The organism is Neobacillus sp. BP17 (assembly GCF_059579525.1).
Genome location: NZ_CM184198.1, coordinates 4,244,885 through 4,263,914 on the forward strand (window position 1 = coordinate 4,244,885; position 19,030 = coordinate 4,263,914).

Genomic DNA, 19,030 nt, shown 5'->3' on the forward strand with positions numbered 1-19,030 from the left:
AGACAATTCAGTAAAATGGATTCAAATACAGAAAGTGCTTACATTTCCATTTATGATATTACGTATGCTTGGCAAAAAAAATAGCCTACTTCAAATGATGAAGTAAACTATTTATTAATGAATTTTATTCTAAGAAATCTTTTAATCGCTTACTGCGGCTAGGATGGCGTAATTTCCTTAATGCCTTAGCTTCAATTTGACGGATACGTTCCCGTGTAACACCGAAGACTTTACCAACCTCTTCAAGTGTACGAGTTCGGCCATCATCCAGTCCAAAACGCAGGCGGAGGACATTTTCTTCTCTGTCAGTAAGTGTATCTAGGACATCTTCCAACTGCTCTTTTAATAATTCATAAGCAGCATGTTCTGAAGGAGAGGTTGCATCTTGGTCCTCAATAAAATCACCTAGATGGGAATCATCTTCTTCACCAATTGGTGTTTCAAGTGATACAGGCTCTTGGGCGATTTTCAAAATTTCTCTAACCTTATCAGGTGTGAGATCCATATCTTCACCAATTTCTTCTGGCGTTGGTTCACGGCCAAGATCCTGAAGTAACTGACGCTGAACACGGATTAATTTATTAATCGTTTCAACCATATGCACAGGAATACGAATCGTCCTCGCCTGGTCAGCAATTGCACGTGTAATCGCTTGGCGAATCCACCAGGTTGCATACGTACTGAATTTAAAACCTTTTTGATAATCAAATTTTTCAACGGCCTTAATTAATCCCATATTTCCTTCTTGGATTAAATCAAGGAACAACATTCCGCGGCCCACATAACGCTTGGCAATACTTACTACCAGCCTTAGGTTTGCCTCTGCAAGGCGTCGCTTGGCTTCTTCATCACCTTGTTCAATACGGAGAGCCAATTTTTTTTCTTCATCAGCGGAAAGCAGGTCAACCCGGCCGATTTCTTTTAGATACATACGAACCGGATCATTAATCTTAACTCCAGGAGGAACGCTAAGATCGTTTAAATCAAATTCATCATCATCACCTTTTGCCAATTGCTTAGGATTTGGATCTTCCTCTTCACTATCGCCAACTAGTTCAATACCTTGGTCACCGAGGAACTCAAAAAATTCTTCCATTTGGTGAGAATCTAATTCATAGTTAGCCAATTTCTCAGCAATATCATCATAGGCAAGGACGCCGGTTTTCTTCCCCAGTACCGTTAACTGGTCTTTCACTTGTTCAAAAGTGAATTCATTTTCCACTTCTTTTGAACGGGCTGATTTTTCAGCAGCCATATGTCCCACTCCTTCCAGAATCAAAGACAGTAAAAATGGAATCTATAGAGATTTACGCAATTGAAGAATTTCCATTGCAATTGCAGCAGCTTTACTAAAATCACTTTGCCGCTCCGCTTCTTTTTGTTCCACTTCTTTTTCTTTTATCTTTAACAATTTTTGATAATTCAACACCTGTTTGATATAATCACTTAATTCATGATTTGTTAACTCATCGTTAATGGGCATCATTTCAATGTTTGCAACCATTCGTCTGAGATTATCATCTTGTATATAGGACAAAAACGCACTTGAATCAGACTGGAAATGTTCTTCATAAAATGCTAACAGATAGGTTATTATTGCCTGATGTTCATCAATATTAAACGTATTACCCTGTAACAAATCCTGCACCTTATAAGCCACATCTCGATCCTTTAACATGTGAGCAATTAATCGTCTCTCTGCTGTATAATGCTTTGGCTTAAGTTTGCTATCTTGCTTTGGGACTAAAATAGGCTTATTTGCAGCTTGCTTACTTCCAGTTGATTTTCTTTTTTCTGCGAAGAATATCTCCTTTTGCTGCTGTTTTAAAGCATCAAGTGAAAGTGAGAATTCAGCGGCAAGTTGACGTAAATAGTGATCCCTTTCAACTGCTTTATTCAAAGTGCTGATTTCCTTTATTAACACTTCGATATATGCAAGTCTATCTCCTTCAATTTGCAGATTTTTCCCCCTGCGAAAGTAAAGAAATTTGAACGCCATCCACGTTAGACTTGCACTAATAACCTCATTTCGGAATTTTTCGGGACCATTCTTTTTAATATATTCATCTGGGTCCATTCCATCTGGCATCATCGCAACCTTTACTTGAAATCCACCATTACTAAGATGGTTTCCAGCACGATAGGCTGCCTCAATTCCGGGTTTATCAGAATCGTAGCAAATGGTTACGGATTGGACATTTTGCCGTAAGAGGGCTATATGTTCATCTGTCAAGGAAGTCCCCATCGTGGCTATACCATTTTCCACACCAGCGCGATTTGCAGAAATAACATCAGCAAATCCCTCAAATAAAACAGCAAATTGCGATTTTTTTAAACTTGGCTTCGCATTATGGTAATTGTATAAAATTTTACTTTTATTAAAGATTGGCGTTTCAGGACTATTTAAATATTTGGGCTCGTCGGCCCCAAGTGTTCTTCCTGAAAAAGCAATCGTATTGCCGTTTCGGTCAAAAATCGGAAACATAATCCGATCCCTAAATCGATCGAAATAAGTCCCATCTCTTTCGCGTTTGATAATTAATCCGGCTTTCTCCATCCATTCAGGCGGAAAATCTCTTTTTGAAAGAAACTTAAAAACATAATCCCATGAATTTAAAGAATACCCAATTTGAAACTTATCTATTGATTCTCGAGTGAATCCCCTCTGCAGCAAATATTCCAAAGCATGTTGACCTTCCTTTGTATTAACTAGCAAATGATGGTAAAATTTCTGTAACAGCTCATGAGCACCTAAAAATGCTTGGTGCTCTTCCGAAAACTTTTTCTCACCATATCCGCCAGACAAATTGATTTCAAGGTCTATATTAGCCTTTGCAGCTAGTTTTATGGCTGCTTCTTGGAAGGAGATCCCTTCTAGCTCCATTAGAAATGAAAAAACATTACCACCAGCGCCGCAACCAAAGCAATGGAAAATTTGTTTATCAATAGATACTGAAAATGACGGGGTGCTTTCTCCATGGAATGGACATAATCCGAAGTAATTTCGCCCCTGTTTTTTCAGTTGAACATAATCGCTGATTACTTCGACAATATCAACAGACTGACGAATTTGATTAATCTTTTCTTCGGCAATACGTTCTGCCATGTAAAACAACTCCATTTGGTCTATCAGGTATTCGGCAGGCACCCTCTTAATTCCTGCAAAATTCGACAAAATTTTTGGAATTTAATTCTGTCTTAAATTTTTCACGCTCTTCTGTTTGAAAAAGTCTTGGTTCCTTTCCATAAATCCCCCTTTTTCTTGCTTGTGCACATCAACATATTTCCAGTCTGTATATGTAGAGTTTTCTTCTTTCATATGATGAACGTAGAAAGCAGCAAAAAGAATATGAGGACTAAACACCAACACTATTTCGACAATCTCCGTTTAATCCGGGCATGAATCTACACCGGCATAAATAGTCGAATTGCCGTTTACATAAGTATTAATTCTACATTACTCCGCATATTCCTTCTTTAAGAAATAACTTTTGCAAAAGGAGTTATGTCGAATTCTTTTTAGGGGGTCCCCTTGACATCTAACAATAAATAGTTTATTCGTTCATAAGCAAGTCTAAACCTAAAAAGATATATTTTTATCACAATTTTTTATTATAGTACATTTATTATCATTTTACCATAACTTTTTATCATTATTATTGCACTTTCTCTCAGTAGAAAACACATAATCAAATGATTATGTGCTAGACTCTCCCTTTATGAAAATAATTTAAGATAACATTTGCTGTTTCTTCTACCGCTTTATTGGTAACATCAATAACTGGGCAATTTATTTTCTGTACTACTTTCTCAAAAAAGATTAATTCCGCTTTAATCCTGTCGAGCGTAGCATAACTTGCCTTATCATTTAAGCCTAAAGAAATTAACCGTTCCCGTCTGATATGGTTTAACTTTTCAGGACTTATTTTCAAACCAAAACATTTCTCGATTGGAACTCTATAGAGTTCTTCTGGCGGATCCACTTCTGGTACAAGCGGGACATTTGCTACCTTTAATCTTTTATGAGCTAAGTACTGTGAAAGTGGTGTTTTTGAAGTCCTTGAAACCCCTATTAATACAATATCTGCTTTTAATATTCCTCTCGGGTCACGACCATCATCATATTTAACGGCAAATTCGATTGCTTCGACTTTTTTAAAATAATCTTCATCCAATTTTCGAACAAGTCCTGGTTCACATAAAGGTGTTTTTCCACTAAACTGTTGAATCTGATCCATAATTGGACCAATTAGATCGACAGCTAAAATCCCTTCCTGTTCAGTTCTATTTTTAATATATGTACGCATTTCAGGTTTGACCAGCGTAAATGCAACCATTGCTTTATCTAATAAAACCAGTGAAAGAACTTCATCAATATGTTCCTTATCTTCCACATATGGGAATCGTTTTAATATCATTCCTGAGCCATTGAATTGGCTTATTGCTGCTTTTGTAACTAATTCAGCTGTTTCCCCCACTGAATCGGATACGACATAAATAATTGGCGAACTCATTCTCCCTCAACAACCCCTTAACATATTATCTTGTTACTCATCACCCAGTGCGACGAACGCTTTGGTAATACTTGTTTTGGTTATTCTTCCGATAACCTCAAATCCATTTTCTGTTTTCCGAACCACTGGAAGTGCATCGATTTGTTTTTCAATTAATTTCTTAGCGATATCAATTAATAAATCTTCTCGTTCACACATAGTGATATTAGGCATTCTTGTCATTATAATATTAACAGGAATGGTGGTTAGTTCTTGCTTCCCTATACTAGCACGGAGCAAATCCTTTCTTGATAATACTCCAACAAGAATGGTGTTTTGATCTACTACAAATAAGGTTCCCACATCTTCCAGGAACATCGTACAGATGGCATCATAAACGGAAATATTTTCATTCACCACAACAGGGATAGACTGATATTCCTTCACGTATATTTTTTGTAAATTTTCGGTTAAAAGCTGTGTCCCTGATTTCCCAGTATAAAAATAACCTACACGGGGCCTTGCATCTAAATAACCTGCCATCGTCAGAATGGCAAGATCCGGTCTAAGGGTCGCCCTAGTCAAACTTAGTTGCTCTGCAATATGTTCCCCTGTGATAGGCCCGTTTTCTTTTACAATTTGCAAAATATGTTCTTGCCGTTTGGTTAGTTCGATTGTTCACACCACCTTAGTTTCCCATTTAGAAAGGTTTTTATCTCAAGATACTTACTTTATTAGAAATATTATATACTATTGAATCTATTAAGAAAACTCGCCAATTGGCGAGTTTCCTCTTAAAACATCATCTTTTCTTGCAAGAAGCTAACTAGTTCATGTATCGAGATACGCTTTTGCTCCATTGTATCACGGTCACGAACTGTAACCATATTATCTTCTTTAGAGTCGAAGTCATAGGTAATACAAAACGGAGTACCAATTTCATCATGCCGACGATAGCGTTTTCCAATCGATCCTGATTCGTCATAATCAACTGAAAAATGTTTAGCCAGGGTCGCGAAAACTTCACGTGCTTCTTCTGACAATTTCTTTGATAACGGAAGAACCGCTGCCTTATAGGGAGCTAACGCAGGATGGAAATGCATGACCGTTCTAGAAGTACCATCTTCAAGCTGTTCTTCATCATAAGCATCAATTAAGAATGCTAAAGTAACACGGTCTGCTCCTAAAGATGGTTCAATACAATAAGGAACAAACTTTTCATTTGTTTCTGGATCGAGGTAATGGAAGTCCTCACCAGAATACTCCATATGCTGCTTCAAATCATAGTCTGTTCTTGAAGCAACCCCCCAAAGTTCGCCCCAGCCAAACGGAAACTTAAATTCAAAATCAGTTGTAGCATTACTGTAATGAGACAATTCGTCCTCAGAGTGGTCGCGAAGTCTTAAATTTTCCTTTGTAAGGCCTAATGACATTAACCATTGTTCAGCAAATTGCTTCCAATAATCAAACCATTTCAACTCCTCACCAGGCTTACAGAAAAATTCAAGTTCCATTTGTTCAAACTCTCTTGTTCGGAAAGTGAAATTACCCGGAGTAATTTCATTTCTGAAACTCTTCCCAATTTGAGCAATACCAAATGGCATTTTCTTTCTCATCGTCCGCTGGACATTTTTAAAATTAACGAAGATACCTTGGGCTGTTTCAGGACGAAGAAAAATTTCATTTGTACTTGATTCTGTTACTCCTTGAAAAGTTTTAAACATTAAGTTGAACTGGCGAATTCCAGTAAAGTCATGACTGCCACAATCTGGACAAGCGATATTGTGCTCTTTCACCAACTCTTCCATTTTTTCAAATGGTAAGCCATCGACAATCATTTCAATGCCTTTTTCATCGAGAGCATTTTCAATTAATTTATCGGCACGATGACGTGCTTTACAATTTTTACAATCTATCATCGGATCATTGAAGTTCCCAATATGGCCAGATGCTTCCCAAGTACGCGGGTTCATTAAAATACTCGCATCTAAACCGACATTATATGGTGACTCTTGGACGAATTTTTTCCACCATGCCTGCTTAATATTATTTTTAAATTCAACACCTAACGGACCGTAATCCCAAGTATTGGCAAGACCTCCGTAAATCTCTGAACCAGGAAAAATAAATCCTCTGTGTTTGGCATGTGAAACGATTTGTTCCATTGTTACATTCATAGAAATTGCTCCTTTAAAATAAATTTGATTCAAACAAAAAAACTCCCGTTCCTATGCTAGATTAGCATAGGGACGAGAGTTACCCGCGGTTCCACCCTAATTGCTGCTAAGAAGCAGCCTCTTTTATCGTGTTAATAAACACAAATATTGCTCAGGAACGCCTTCGTTAGTTCTCTATACCCTAGCTTACACTATCCTAGGTTCGCTTTTATAGAGGATGACTAAGTACTCTTCTCCATCACTGCAATTATTTTATTAATGAAAATAATAGCGAAAACTCCAAACATTGTCAACTAGGCGATTATAAGAGATTGCGAAATTTATCCATGGAATTTAGAAACTTCTTGGATTTAAGGTGCAAACCAGAATACTCTTCATAATAGGCAGTAATTACCTTCTTAAGTTCAGCTTTTGTTTCTTCTTTAACAGAAATATTCCCTAATCTTGAAAGATCAAAATAATAAAATACCCTTAATAATTTAACCGCAGCAGCAGATAGTTTAAGATGATAAGGATCTTTTTCTAGACATCGATGACAGAGAAACCCGCCTTCACGAATCGAAAAAGAAAAATGTCCGTCTGTACTCCCGCAAACGGAACATTGATTTAAGATTGGGTTCAAACCCATCACATTTAACATTTTCATCTCATAAATATTCATGAGGATATCTGGGTCATAACCTTCATTTAAGTAATTTAATGTTTGAAAAAGCAACTCAAAATGAAAAGGATTTGGTTTCTTTTCATCCGAGCACTTATCCGTTAATTCGACAATATAACTAGCATAAGCAGTTAAAAAAATGTCTTCACCAATCGACCGTAATGATGTAGCCGTTTCTCCCTGCTGCAGGCTGCCTAAACCAGACCCTCTTGCAATTAGAAAATAACCATGTGTAAAAAGCTGTGTGATGGAGGAAAGGCGGCTGTTAGGCTTTTTTGCACCACGAGCCATGACTCCAACCTTTCCCCATTCCCTAGTATATATTGTTACAATTTTATTTGTTTCACTATAATCAGTTGTTCTAATAACAATGCCTTCACACTTCTGAAGCATTATTGTCACCTTCTAAAGTAGCACGAAGACAAACTTATGAAACGGGAAAATCGATTTGTGCTAGCTCATCATTCAGATTTCCGGGTATTTCCTGGTTTTCCTTCTCTAGTTCTTTAATGAGAAGATATGTGTCAATATTACCTGTTTGGAGGAATACTTTCCACGTAAAATCCATCATCGAAAACCCCACCTTTCATATTTAGACTAGCTGTTATTCGGTCCCAAACCTTACAATTATCATAGCCTGCCAGCGCAAAAATCATAAGACGAAATATTTGTTAATGTTGTCCATGCATAATTTGAAATAAACAGTAATACTTTAGTTAGGGTTAATTAATATTCATCTTCGTTAAAACCATAATCTCGAAGCTGGGACATCTTATTACGCCAGTCTTTTTGAACTTTTACCCATAACTCTAAATACACCTTAGACCCTAAAAGATTTTCTATATCTGCCCGTGCACGCTTCCCAATTTCTTTTAACATACTTCCTTGCTTTCCAATTATGATTCCTTTTTGGGAATCACGTTCAACAATTACGGTTGCCATGACATCGATCATGTCCTTACCCTCTCGTTGCTCCATTTTGTCAAGAACAACAGCAAGTGAGTGTGGAATTTCTTCTCTTGTTAAGTGAAGGGCTTTCTCCCTGATAAGCTCTGTAATAATAAAACGTTCCGGGTGATCTGTCACTTGGTCTGCTGGATAGTATTGTGGTCCCTCTGGCAAGAAAGACTTAATCTGCTCGAGCAATCTTTCGACATTATTACCTTCAAGCGCTGAGATGGGGACAATTTCTTTAAATGGATATTTTTCTTGATATGATTCAATAATTGGCAATAATTTATCTGGATGAACTTGATCAATTTTATTAATGACAAGAAAAATTGGCGTATTAACGGTTTGAAACTTTTCAAGGATAAATTCTTCGCCACGGCCAAACCCTTCTTCGGCATTCACCATAAACAAAATCAAGTCTACTTCTTTAAGCGTATTCACTGCTACCTTCATCATAAAATCGCCTAATTTGTGCTTTGGTTTATGAATTCCTGGCGTATCAATAAAGATCATCTGTGCATCATTTACTGTTAACACGCCTTGGATTTTGTTACGAGTGGTTTGCGCTTTATCACTCATGATCGCGATTTTTTGGCCAATCACCCGATTTAGAAACGTAGATTTCCCGACATTAGGCCGGCCAATTATAGAAATAAAACCTGACTTATAACCTTTGCTGGAGTTCTCATTATTTAACATGGAGATCCTCCGATGTTACAGTAACACATACTGTTGCTTCTTCAATTAGGTGTTCGATATTCACTCGTGTTCTTCCCTTCCAGCAGATGTCTGCTGTTCCTTTATTTTACCTCAAAATCCATTGAAAATCATTACATATAGATGAAAAAAATTAAAAAATTAGAATTTTCTCATAAATTAGCGAGTCCACTTTTTTTCGCTGTAGAGTCATTTTACCGAATTCATTATTCGATTTCAAATTTCGTCGAATCCCCTATTCTAACTATCTAAAATAACTCTAGAATATAAGGTAAAAAGATCACAATCCCAATGACAAATGAAAGAACGGCATATACAAAGACGGCGCCAGCCGCCAAATCTTTCGCCTGTTTTGCCAAGGAATGATATTCTCCTGTAACGAGATCTACTACTCTTTCGATAGCTGTATTCACTATTTCCAGCGCAAACATTCCTCCAATTGCCATAAGGATGAATAACCATTCAAATTTAGTAATTGAAAAATAAAAAGAAATAAGTAAAACAACAATCGAACTAAAAAAATGGAAGCGCATATTCCTCTCGCCCCTCAGGGCAGTTGCAATCCCCGCAAATGCAAACGAAAATGACCTTAAAAACCCATACTGTGCCGGTTTAGCGTTTGAGTCCATATTCGTCTAAAATATCCTTCTGCAATGTAAACATTTCTTTCTCCTCTTCTGCCGTCATGTGATCATAACCCAGGAGATGCAAGAATCCATGTACAGCTAGAAAACCAAGTTCACGTAAAAAAGAATGCCCATATTCTTCTGCCTGCTCGATTGCTTTTGGAACAGAGATAATGATATCACCCAAAACCCGAGGCATATCGGCTCCTACAAATTCCATTTCACCTTCCCCTAGTTCTTCCATCGCAAACGAGATAACATCTGTTGGCTTGTCTTTATCCCGGTATTCTCGATTTATTTCTTGAATTCTTTCGTTTGAAACAAATGTGACAGAAACCTCACTATGCTCTTCCACATCCTGTTTTTTTGCGGCAAAGTTAATTACCCGTTCGATTTCAAGCATTTGTTCTTCTGTAAGTGTTTCAGTTTCATCAATACAATCAATTAGTAATGTCATGCTTGCTTCACCTTCTTTATCATTTCTGGATACTCAATTCTGGAGTGAAAAATCCCTTTTAAAGTTTCACATAACGCTTCAGAAACCGTTTCAATTTCTCTCATAGTGAGATCACATTCGTTTAATTGTCCATCTTGAAGACGATCCGCAACAATTTTCTTAACTAGTGACTCAATTAATTCAGGCGTAGGCTGGGATAAAGAGCGAACAGCCGCTTCTACACTATCAGCAATCCCAACTACTGCAGACTCTTTTGTTTGTGCCTTAGGTCCAGGATATCGATAATCTTCTTCCTTAACTTCAGTATCAGCTTGGGCTGCTTTGTGGTAAAAGAATTTTAGCAAGGTAGTTCCATGATGCTGCTCGGCAATATCAATAATTTCCTTGGGCATATTGTATTTTTTCAAAATAGAAGATCCATCTGTTACATGTGCGATAATAATATTCGCGCTTTTATCTGGCGGGAGGCGATCATGTGGATTCTCAAGATGCATCTGATTTTCAATATAAAAATTCGGGCGCTTTGTTTTTCCAATATCATGATAATAACTTCCTACTCTCGCTAAAAGACCATTCGCTCCAATTGCTTCACAAGCAGATTCCGCTAAATTAGCGACCATCACACTATGATGATATGTACCTGGTGCTTCCATTAAAATTTTTCTAAGCAATGGATGGTTGGGATTAGAAAGTTCGATTAGCCTCATCGTTGATAAGATTCCGAAACTCGCCTCAAAAAAAGGAAGGAGTCCAATAGTTAGTACCGCTGAACCTATTCCTGAAACAAGGGCTGTAATTAGATAATATCCATACTCAATTCCAGTAAATTGCCCATTCGGCAAATACATTAACGCTAAGATAGTTAACAGGTTTACGAGTGCGGCAAAGGAGCCTGCCTGAAAGATTTTCGACCGTTGATTAAGTTTACTTAAAAATAGGATACCCGCCAAGGAACTGAATAGGATATAGATACCCTCTGAAAAATTTAAAGTCCCCGTAACCCCTTCATTAAATAAAATACTGCCGCAAACCGCCATGATAATAGACATTAGCGTGGCTAACTTTTCATCAATTAATATTTTAATTAACATCCCTCCTAAAGCAGCAGGGAATAAATAGCCAATTCCAGCATAATTAAAAATTTGCAGCATGCTGATGATTTTCATTATAAGTATCGTAAGGATGAATATTATCCCAAATAATAACAAGTCCGTCTGCTTTTTTCCTGGTATAGACTTAATTTGAGAAAAATAAAAATAGATAGCTGATAAAATAATCGTTATTAGAACGATTAAGCCAATAAAGGGTTTGAAGGGTCGTTCATTATCAAGGAGACCGACCAACTTTAATTGCCGATAAATATCCTGGTTAATTAACTCTCCTTCTTCAACAATAATTTGCCCCTGTAGAATTTTGGCAGGTTCCACACTTTCTACTGCTTGCTGCCTAAGTTCCTCGGTCGCATTAGGGTCATAAAACTCATTTTGAATAATAGCATACCTGCCTAATTCGATGACACCCCTTCTTAAATTATCATTCAAGGTGGTGTATTTTAATTCTTCCTCTACTCTTTTCTTGGCATTCTCAACATCATCTGCAGAAATCCTTTGGGCCATTACATTATTAATCGCTGTAACAGTTAAATCCTTAGCAATCGATAATTCATCAGGATTGGCTTGTACTAAAGCAACAAAGACTTGATCAGAAAGTCCCTTGGAGACATTTGGTGTTAATTTCGCTTTTAACCTGTCCATTTTTTCCGAATCACTTGGTTCAGCTTTATCAGGTTTTTCTTCTGCTTCTAACTCAGCATGCTTGTTTATTTCTTCTTTTATTTCATCATTCATCTCAACTGTGGCTTGAAAAATGGAGCTAATTAAATCCACTCGATTTTGTGTGTATTCTTTTTTTAAGGTATAGACATCCTGAACCTGATCTATTGCTTCTTTACGCTTATTTTCTGTACTTTTTCTATCTTCTACTGTTCCTGGTGAACGAATTGTTTTTTCCGCAACTGAAAATAGGCTTAAATCTAATTTCTCAGGTTTTACATTACTATACATTGCTGCTAATAACACGGTACCTAACATTATAAAGAATAGTACTAGAAAGAAAGTTATATCCAGCAGCTTACGTATCCGTATGAAGTATTGCTGAAGTTTACCCAACTATATCCCTCCAACCACTGCCCTTGAAAAAAGATTCAAATTGTTCATAAATCAATTCTCAATAATTGTCATATTTTCACTGTTTTTGCTTCATGTAAAATGATAACAGTTTTTCGTACAAGTTTCACCTTCTTTAGGAGAAGATTTGTTTTCATTACATTTTTTTAGAAAAAAAGAGGCAAACCTTATAGGTTTACCCCCTTGTTATTGTTGAATTGCCTTCTTCTCGTATGCCTCAATAATTCTGCCAACGAGCGGATGTCGAACAACATCCGTTTGCTCTAAAAAGATAAACGATATTCCGTTGACATTTTTTAAGATTGCTTCCGCTGCAACTAAGCCGGATTTTGCCCCTTTTGGCAAATCAATTTGTGTTTGATCCCCAGTGATAACCATTTTAGACCCAAATCCAAGCCTTGTTAAAAACATTTTCATTTGTGCATGTGTTGTATTTTGGGCTTCATCTAAGATGACAAATGCATCATCCAATGTACGTCCCCTCATATAAGCAAGCGGGGCGATCTCAATCGTCCCTCTTTCCATTAACCTTTGTGTATGCTCTGCCCCCAATATATCATGAAGTGCATCGTATAATGGCCGTAAATATGGATCCACTTTTTCCTTTAAGTCCCCTGGTAAAAAGCCTAAACTTTCCCCTGCCTCAACTGCTGGTCTTGTTAGAATTATTTTATTTACCTGTCCATTTTTAAGAGCGTTAACAGCCATGACAACTGCTAAATAGGTTTTACCCGTTCCAGCAGGCCCAATCCCAAATACAAGGTCATTTTTTTTGATGGCCATCACATACTGTCTTTGACCAAGTGTTTTAATTCGAATAGTTTTTCCTTTTACATTTTTGCCAATTTCTTCTTCGTATAAATTCACAAAATATTCCAATGTCCCTGCATTCGCCATTTGCACAGCATACAGGACGTCTCTTTGACTAATATTTATCCCTTTACGGATCACGATCATTAATTTATTAAGAATCTGCCCTGCCAGAGTAACTTTTTCTTCGTCCCCTGACAAACTAACTGCTTCACCACGAGTAATGACTGTGACTCCAAGTTCCTGTTCAATGATTTTTAAATTGGAATCTGAATTCCCTAGCAAACTAATTGCTTCTGCAGGATTTTCAAGCTGTACACTTATGGTAGTTAACTTTTCTGTCATTCACTAGTCTCCTTGGAAATCGGTTGTCCGACCGCAATATTTTCTATTACCTTAAAATGAATATCCAGTATAACTTTACCATTTTTATTTGCTTTGTGTAAAATTTTTTCATCCTTTATAATAGCATCTTCATCTAACTGCCCTTTTATTTGTTTTTTTGCAAGTTCAATTGCTATTTGCTGCGCCTCTTTATTAGTATAAGAACGCTGCACCTCTTCTCGCTCGCGAAGGGTCTTATTGAGGTAAGAAACTGGTAATTCCCACTTCAAGAAATGAATTTTATGAACATTCTCTTCTGTTTCATAATTACTGAATTCTGGCTTACCAAACCCCCAAACTGGGAGTTCAAAATTGCCAAGTAATATAAAATGTTTTTCCTTTTCTTTACCGTTAAAAACTTTAAAGTTGGTTTCTAACGGGAGTTCAACGTGACTTTTATACCATGTTTCGCCCCAGACCTCACCCTTAGCAGCAACCAATTCTGGGCTATCTTCTTGTCCAAATGCACCTGAAACAAGGAGTTGACCTTTGTCTACGTGATCATGAATATCCACCATTTTTTGACCATTTTCAATATACATATTAACTATTATTGCTTTCTTTTTCGCAATAAGATTCCGCGGTGATAAATGCTCGGGTTTTTTGGGCTCATTTTTTTCAACTACTTGGAGGTGAAAGGTTGTCCCCTTTAACTCCACACCAACCCATGTTAAGTCCCCGACATTATTAGTCAGTTTCCTCTGAATACCTTCCACATTATCTACAAAAAATTGTAACTTTCCAATTTTTACGCCCATCTTGTCCAACTCTTTACGGATTTGGTACTCTGTTGCTGGTTTTGCGCCTTTTATTTCTATTCCCCAGATAACATTAGACAGAAGCAATAATAGGAACAAGAAAATTCCTGCACCTGCTATAAAGCCACTATTTTTCAACATTCTGCGAAATAAAAAAGGAAGCCCGTTCCTTCGTAAAAAGGATACTGAGCAATTGCTTTTCCTCGCATATCGCCTGATACTCTTGGCATCTTTAAGCCTCATATTAAACGTTATTGTCTCGGTTCCATGTCTTTTGATATTCCAGATTGGAAAATCATTTCTTGTCAGGACATTAATAAAACGTTCAGTGCCCTTTCCTGATACTTTTACAGTAACCCTGCCATTAAAAAATTCGATCCACTGGTTATTCATTTTGTTCCTCCCGGATTTTCATTTATATAAATGACCTGATCAATTTTCCCTTCTAGCAAAATTTCTTCAGGTAAAATGGTTTTAATCACAAAGGATTTTCCTTTTATTAATAACTGTCCTTGCTTTAACAGCAAGCGAAGTTCCTTATCTGTAAATACCAACAACCCTCGATGATTCTCAATATAGACATGAATTTGCCCGATCATCGTAATACGGGGTAAATCCATCATGACATCTTGAGGAAGATCCATTTTTTTAGCCATCCAGTTACGAACCCGCCCGGCCCAGTTTTTCGCCATAAAAAAAGAACCCCCTTTCATCTCATATTTATGAAATGAAAGGACGTTCTAGCACACCTTTTTCGTATTAACTAAGTTGATTTACCACTAACTGTTTCTCGGACGGTATGGTTTTTTTGACCGTGGTTCCCCAAGAATCTCAGCCCAAATAATACTGTTAATGAGCGTTTTTTCATCGGAATTTAGGGCGATGTTGCTGTCCTCTACCGGTCTAGGATTTACATCTACTTTTTCAGCCTTTTGTTGGCCAACGGACATTCCGATCCGATTGACCTCAGGCTTTTGTTTTAGTTGAAGGTATTTATTTTCAAGATTATCTTTTGGAGTATCTGGAATATTCTTTGATGGTAAGGGTCCAGTTGTTCGAGATTCCTCAAAATCCAGTTGTTTTTTTACCAAAGTTCGAATTTCATCAAAAGTTTCCTTTGAAAATGTTTTGTTTCTAGTTGTTCCTTTCTTCCCTTTGGCATTACGGAAAACCATAGAAGCAATACCGATGATAATCATAAATAGTATGCTTTCCAATAATCTCCACCCCTTTCATATCCCAAAGTGGATTATTGTCCGTCTTTTTTGTCTCCAGTCATCTTACCGATAGAACCTCTCATATCAGTGTCTGCTGAAATATTTTTATAGTTCATATAATCCATTACACCTATATTGCCCGATTTAAGTGCTTGAGCCATTGCCAGTGGAACCTCTGCCTCAGATTCTACAACCTTTGCCCTCATCTCTTGAACCTTTGCTTTCATTTCTTGTTCTAGAGCCACTGCCATCGCCCGGCGCTCTTCTGCTTTCGCTTGAGCAATTTTCTTATCTGCTTCTGCTTGCTCTGTTTGTAATTCAGCTCCAATATTTTTACCGATATCTACATCCGCAATATCGATGGAGAGGATTTCAAAGGCCGTACCAGCATCAAGGCCTTTGGAAAGAACAGTTTGGGAAATCAGATCTGGATTCTCAAGCACTTTGCTATGACTATCTGACGAACCGATGGTAGAGACAACACCCTCCCCGACACGAGCAACCACCGTTTCTTCCCCGGCACCACCAACAAGTCGTTCGATGTTAGCACGAACAGTAATTCTTGCTTTTGCCTTTACTTCAATCCCATTCATAGCCACACCAGCGATAAATGGCGTCTCAATGACTTTTGGGTTAACACTCATCTGAACCGCTTCTAAAACATCACGACCAGCTAGATCAATAGCAGCACAACGTTCAAAGGATAATTCAATATTAGCCCGGTGTGCAGCAATTAGAGCATTTACGACTCTGTCAACATTTCCGCCGGCTAGGTAATGGCTCTCCAGTTGATTAGTGGTAACGTTTAAACCCGCTTTATGGGCCTTTATAAGGGGATTAACCACCCTGCTTGGGGTTACCCTCCGAAGCCTCATTCCAACTAAGGTAAAGATACTGATACGTACACCTGCTGCCAGTGCGGAAATCCACAGCATGACCGGTACAAATGATAATAAGATTCCAAATAATAGTAAGGCAACTACTACAACAGCAATAATAAAAATTGTTCCGTTACTTGCTAACATATTTAAACCCCCTTTTTAATTTAACTCTCTTACAACAATACGTGCCCCTTCGACTTTTATCACTTTAACAAGAGCGTTCTGCTCGATAAAGCCGCCTTCACTAACTACATCGACTCGTTCATTATTAATAATAACAGTTCCAGCAGGCCGCAATACTGTTAGGGCGAAACCTTCTTTTCCCAACAAATCAGTCCTGTTAATATTGGAGACATATCCATCTTCTTTCCTTGCTGAATCAAATAGGACCATTTTATTAAATAGAACAAGTTTTTTATTAAAAATTTTAATCATCATAAAGAAAATTAATACGGATAAGAAAATAGCTATTAAGATAGATACGCCGATTTGGATCGTATCTTCACCTGCTAAAAAAAGACTTAATATTAATGCAGCCACACCTAGTGTACCGGCAATAGCTCCTGGTAAAAAGAACTCGAGGAATATAAGGATTAAACCTGCCACAAATAATAGTAAGGTGCCATAGCCCGCAAGACCCGCTTGGAAATGGCCATAAAAGAATAATATGAGCGCTAACACACCGATAAATCCTGCCACACCAAACTTTGTTGAAAATAGCTCCAGTACAATTCCGATTCCCGCAATCGATAAAAGGATGGTTACAACAATCGGGTCAGTAAGAAATTGTGTCATTCGAGAGCCCCCTTTCTTTCTTTAGTCTCGACTATACTTATTACGTATGTAAATGAATTAAGTTTCATTATTAAAATTAAAAAGACTGCAGGCCATTGACCTGCAGTCTTTATGTCAGAATACTATGAAAGGTGTTGTTGTACAAGTTTATTTACAAGTGCCCCATCTGCTTTACCCTTAACTTTAGGCATAATCGCAGACATCACTTTTCCCATTTCTGCTTTTGATTTTGCGCCGACTTCAGAAATCGTTTCTTTAACAATCTCTGCCAGTTCCTCTTCAGAAAGCTGTTTTGGCATATATAATTCAACAATAGCCAACTCCGTGCGCAACTTATCAACTAGGTCTTCACGACCAGCTTTACCAAATTCATGGAGGGAGTCTTTGCGTTGTTTTACTTCGCGAGAAAGGACTGTTAACTCAACATCTTCGGCAAGCTCTTTCGTACCGAGCTTAATAGCTTCATTTTGCAATGAAGCTTTCACCATCCGAATGACTGAGAGTTTGTCTTTTTCCTTATTTTTCATCGCTTGCTTCATATCATTATTTAAACGCTCGAGAAGACTCATTACATACACCCTCTCTTAGAACTTACGTTTCCTAGCAGCCTCAGACTTCTTCTTGCGTTTTACGCTAGGCTTTTCATAGAATTCGCGCTTTCTAGCTTCTTGTATAGTACCAGATTTAGATACCGTACGTTTGAAGCGACGAAGAGCATCTTCAAGCGATTCGTTTTTACGAACAACAGTTTTAGACATTCTCTTTCCCTCCCTCCGAACACAACACACTTACATTCAATCCATGTACCTTGCAATTATAATATAACCTTGATACAAGGTCAACTGAAATTCGCATTGATAAAACAAGCTTTTTATTTTTTTATTCAATTAAATGAAGACTTGTCTTTATTTCCTTAAAAACTGGCATGTCCCTCATAGTACAACCATACAATGAAGCGAGGGGGCCGTATAATGCTATACATATTATTATTTGTTCTTTGCATTTTATTATTTATCTTTGGGATGACCATTATGCGATTTGCACTGTTTAATTTATCGGCCAACAAATTAAAGGGGTGGCTGATTAAACTTACTAATACTCCTTTAAAAGGGATGTTAACAGGGACATTTATTACTGCACTTTTACAAAGTAGTACTGCCGTAATGGTAATTACAATTGGGTTAATTTCAGCAAGAATAATGACCTTCCCTCAGTCAATTGGAATAATTCTCGGCACAAATATTGGAACTACCTTTAAAACAGAATTAATTACCTTTAATATTGATAAAGTTCTCGTTCCTCTCGCCATTTGCGGAGCTCTGCTTATTTTATTAAAAAATAAAAAAGCAAGAAGTATCGGGATGCTGCTATTTGGTATCTCTTCTGTTTTTGCAGCTATGAAAGGTTTCGAGATGCTTGCAGTCCCATTAACATCTATGAATTTTATCAATAATTTTATCCTTTCCATTAATGATCATATTCTTTTAAGCCTGTTAACTGGTACAATTATTACAGCCATTATTCAATCGAGTACTGCGATGACTGGAATTGCAATGAGTTTTTTATTAACCGGACTCTTGCAGCTAGATGCAGGTATAGCTATTGTCCTTGGTGCGAATATTGGTACTTGTATCACCGCTTTAATTGCTTCGATTGGCGGCGGCAAGGAATCGAGATTAGCTGCATTTGCCCATGTTTGGCTCAATGTATTTGGGGTTTTGGTGTTTATCCCACTAATCCCAACACTTACTGAAAATGCTCCACTTCTTGCAGAGACCAAAAATGTACAATTAGCACATATTAGCGTCATTTTTAATGTAGTAACTTCGATAATTGTCTTACCTTTTGCAACAAGATTTGGCAAGATGATTTTATTTTTACATGATAGACCATCTAAAATCACCTAAAAAAGACGGC

The 19,030-nt window shown here is 37.4% G+C and carries 20 protein-coding genes and 1 other annotated feature; of the genes, 1 reads left to right on the forward strand and 19 read right to left on the reverse strand.

Annotation, left to right across the window (positions count from 1 at the left end; all coding sequences use genetic code 11):
• Positions 1-124: 124 nt before the first annotated feature.
• The 19 genes from rpoD to rpsU form a co-directional block, all read right to left on the reverse strand.
• Positions 125-1,255, reverse strand: a complete 1,131-nt coding sequence (gene rpoD / locus AC4QJR_RS20775) for an RNA polymerase sigma factor RpoD (RefSeq protein WP_098575532.1) — start codon at positions 1,253-1,255, stop codon at positions 125-127.
• Between the two features lie 42 nt (positions 1,256-1,297).
• Positions 1,298-3,106: a DNA primase gene (dnaG, locus tag AC4QJR_RS20780; RefSeq protein WP_496524045.1), complete on the reverse strand. Its 1,809-nt coding sequence runs from the start codon at positions 3,104-3,106 to the stop codon at positions 1,298-1,300.
• Positions 3,107-3,704: 598 nt separating this feature from the next.
• Complete coding sequence (locus tag AC4QJR_RS20785) at positions 3,705-4,514, reverse strand: pyruvate, water dikinase regulatory protein (protein ID WP_098575535.1); 810 nt, start codon at positions 4,512-4,514, stop codon at positions 3,705-3,707.
• Positions 4,515-4,547: 33 nt separating this feature from the next.
• Positions 4,548-5,168, reverse strand: coding sequence for a transcriptional regulator CcpN (gene ccpN, locus AC4QJR_RS20790; RefSeq protein WP_098575536.1), 621 nt, complete (start codon positions 5,166-5,168; stop codon positions 4,548-4,550).
• A gap of 119 nt (positions 5,169-5,287) precedes the next feature.
• Positions 5,288-6,670: a glycine--tRNA ligase gene (locus AC4QJR_RS20795; protein ID WP_375375065.1), complete on the reverse strand. Its 1,383-nt coding sequence runs from the start codon at positions 6,668-6,670 to the stop codon at positions 5,288-5,290.
• 65 nt (positions 6,671-6,735) lie between these two features.
• Positions 6,736-6,921: a binding site (T-box leader), on the reverse strand.
• Positions 6,922-6,971: 50 nt separating this feature from the next.
• On the reverse strand, positions 6,972-7,724 hold the full coding sequence (recO, locus tag AC4QJR_RS20800; RefSeq protein ID WP_496524046.1) for a DNA repair protein RecO: 753 nt from the start codon (positions 7,722-7,724) through the stop codon (positions 6,972-6,974).
• Between the two features lie 34 nt (positions 7,725-7,758).
• Entirely contained in the window at positions 7,759-7,902 is a 144-nt protein-coding gene (locus tag AC4QJR_RS20805; RefSeq protein ID WP_066257674.1) for a YqzL family protein, read from the reverse strand.
• Between the two features lie 155 nt (positions 7,903-8,057).
• Positions 8,058-8,981, reverse strand: coding sequence for a GTPase Era (gene era / locus AC4QJR_RS20810; protein ID WP_496524047.1), 924 nt, complete (start codon positions 8,979-8,981; stop codon positions 8,058-8,060).
• Positions 8,982-9,247: 266 nt separating this feature from the next.
• On the reverse strand, positions 9,248-9,628 hold the full coding sequence (locus AC4QJR_RS20815; protein WP_496524048.1) for a diacylglycerol kinase family protein: 381 nt from the start codon (positions 9,626-9,628) through the stop codon (positions 9,248-9,250).
• Positions 9,612-10,082 (reverse strand): rRNA maturation RNase YbeY, encoded by a 471-nt coding sequence (gene ybeY / locus AC4QJR_RS20820; protein ID WP_098575539.1) that lies wholly within the window; start codon positions 10,080-10,082, stop codon positions 9,612-9,614. The genes AC4QJR_RS20815 and ybeY overlap by 17 nt, the downstream gene beginning before the upstream one ends.
• Positions 10,079-12,250 carry an HD family phosphohydrolase gene (locus AC4QJR_RS20825; RefSeq protein WP_496524049.1) on the reverse strand — a complete coding sequence of 724 codons (2,172 nt, stop codon included), beginning with the start codon at positions 12,248-12,250 and terminating at the stop codon, positions 10,079-10,081. The genes ybeY and AC4QJR_RS20825 overlap by 4 nt, the downstream gene beginning before the upstream one ends.
• 204 nt (positions 12,251-12,454) lie before the next feature.
• The gene (locus AC4QJR_RS20830) at positions 12,455-13,423 is read right to left on the reverse strand and encodes a PhoH family protein (protein ID WP_098575541.1); all 969 of its coding nucleotides are present in this window, start codon (positions 13,421-13,423) and stop codon (positions 12,455-12,457) included.
• The gene (gene yqfD / locus AC4QJR_RS20835; RefSeq protein WP_098575542.1) at positions 13,420-14,613 is read right to left on the reverse strand and encodes a sporulation protein YqfD; all 1,194 of its coding nucleotides are present in this window, start codon (positions 14,611-14,613) and stop codon (positions 13,420-13,422) included. The genes AC4QJR_RS20830 and yqfD overlap by 4 nt, the downstream gene beginning before the upstream one ends.
• Entirely contained in the window at positions 14,610-14,912 is a 303-nt protein-coding gene (gene yqfC, locus AC4QJR_RS20840; protein WP_026563539.1) for a sporulation protein YqfC, read from the reverse strand. Before yqfC ends, yqfD begins: the two co-directional genes overlap by 4 nt.
• Before the next feature lie 87 nt (positions 14,913-14,999).
• On the reverse strand, positions 15,000-15,437 hold the full coding sequence (locus AC4QJR_RS20845) for a YqfB family membrane protein (RefSeq protein ID WP_496524050.1): 438 nt from the start codon (positions 15,435-15,437) through the stop codon (positions 15,000-15,002).
• 32 nt (positions 15,438-15,469) lie between these two features.
• Positions 15,470-16,462, reverse strand: coding sequence for a flotillin-like protein FloA (gene floA, locus AC4QJR_RS20850; RefSeq protein ID WP_496524051.1), 993 nt, complete (start codon positions 16,460-16,462; stop codon positions 15,470-15,472).
• A 15-nt stretch (positions 16,463-16,477) separates the two neighbouring features.
• A complete protein-coding gene (locus tag AC4QJR_RS20855) occupies positions 16,478-17,113 on the reverse strand; it encodes an NfeD family protein (protein WP_496524052.1) in 636 nt (211 codons plus the stop codon).
• Positions 17,114-17,235: 122 nt separating this feature from the next.
• Complete coding sequence (locus AC4QJR_RS20860; protein ID WP_496524053.1) at positions 17,236-17,682, reverse strand: GatB/YqeY domain-containing protein; 447 nt, start codon at positions 17,680-17,682, stop codon at positions 17,236-17,238.
• A gap of 15 nt (positions 17,683-17,697) precedes the next feature.
• Complete coding sequence (gene rpsU, locus AC4QJR_RS20865) at positions 17,698-17,871, reverse strand: 30S ribosomal protein S21 (protein ID WP_015595024.1); 174 nt, start codon at positions 17,869-17,871, stop codon at positions 17,698-17,700.
• Positions 17,872-18,084: 213 nt separating this feature from the next.
• On the opposite strand from rpsU, the gene AC4QJR_RS20870 reads away from it, so the two are divergent.
• Complete coding sequence (locus AC4QJR_RS20870) at positions 18,085-19,020, forward strand: Na/Pi symporter (protein WP_496524054.1); 936 nt, start codon at positions 18,085-18,087, stop codon at positions 19,018-19,020.
• The last annotated feature ends 10 nt before the right edge of the window (positions 19,021-19,030 follow it).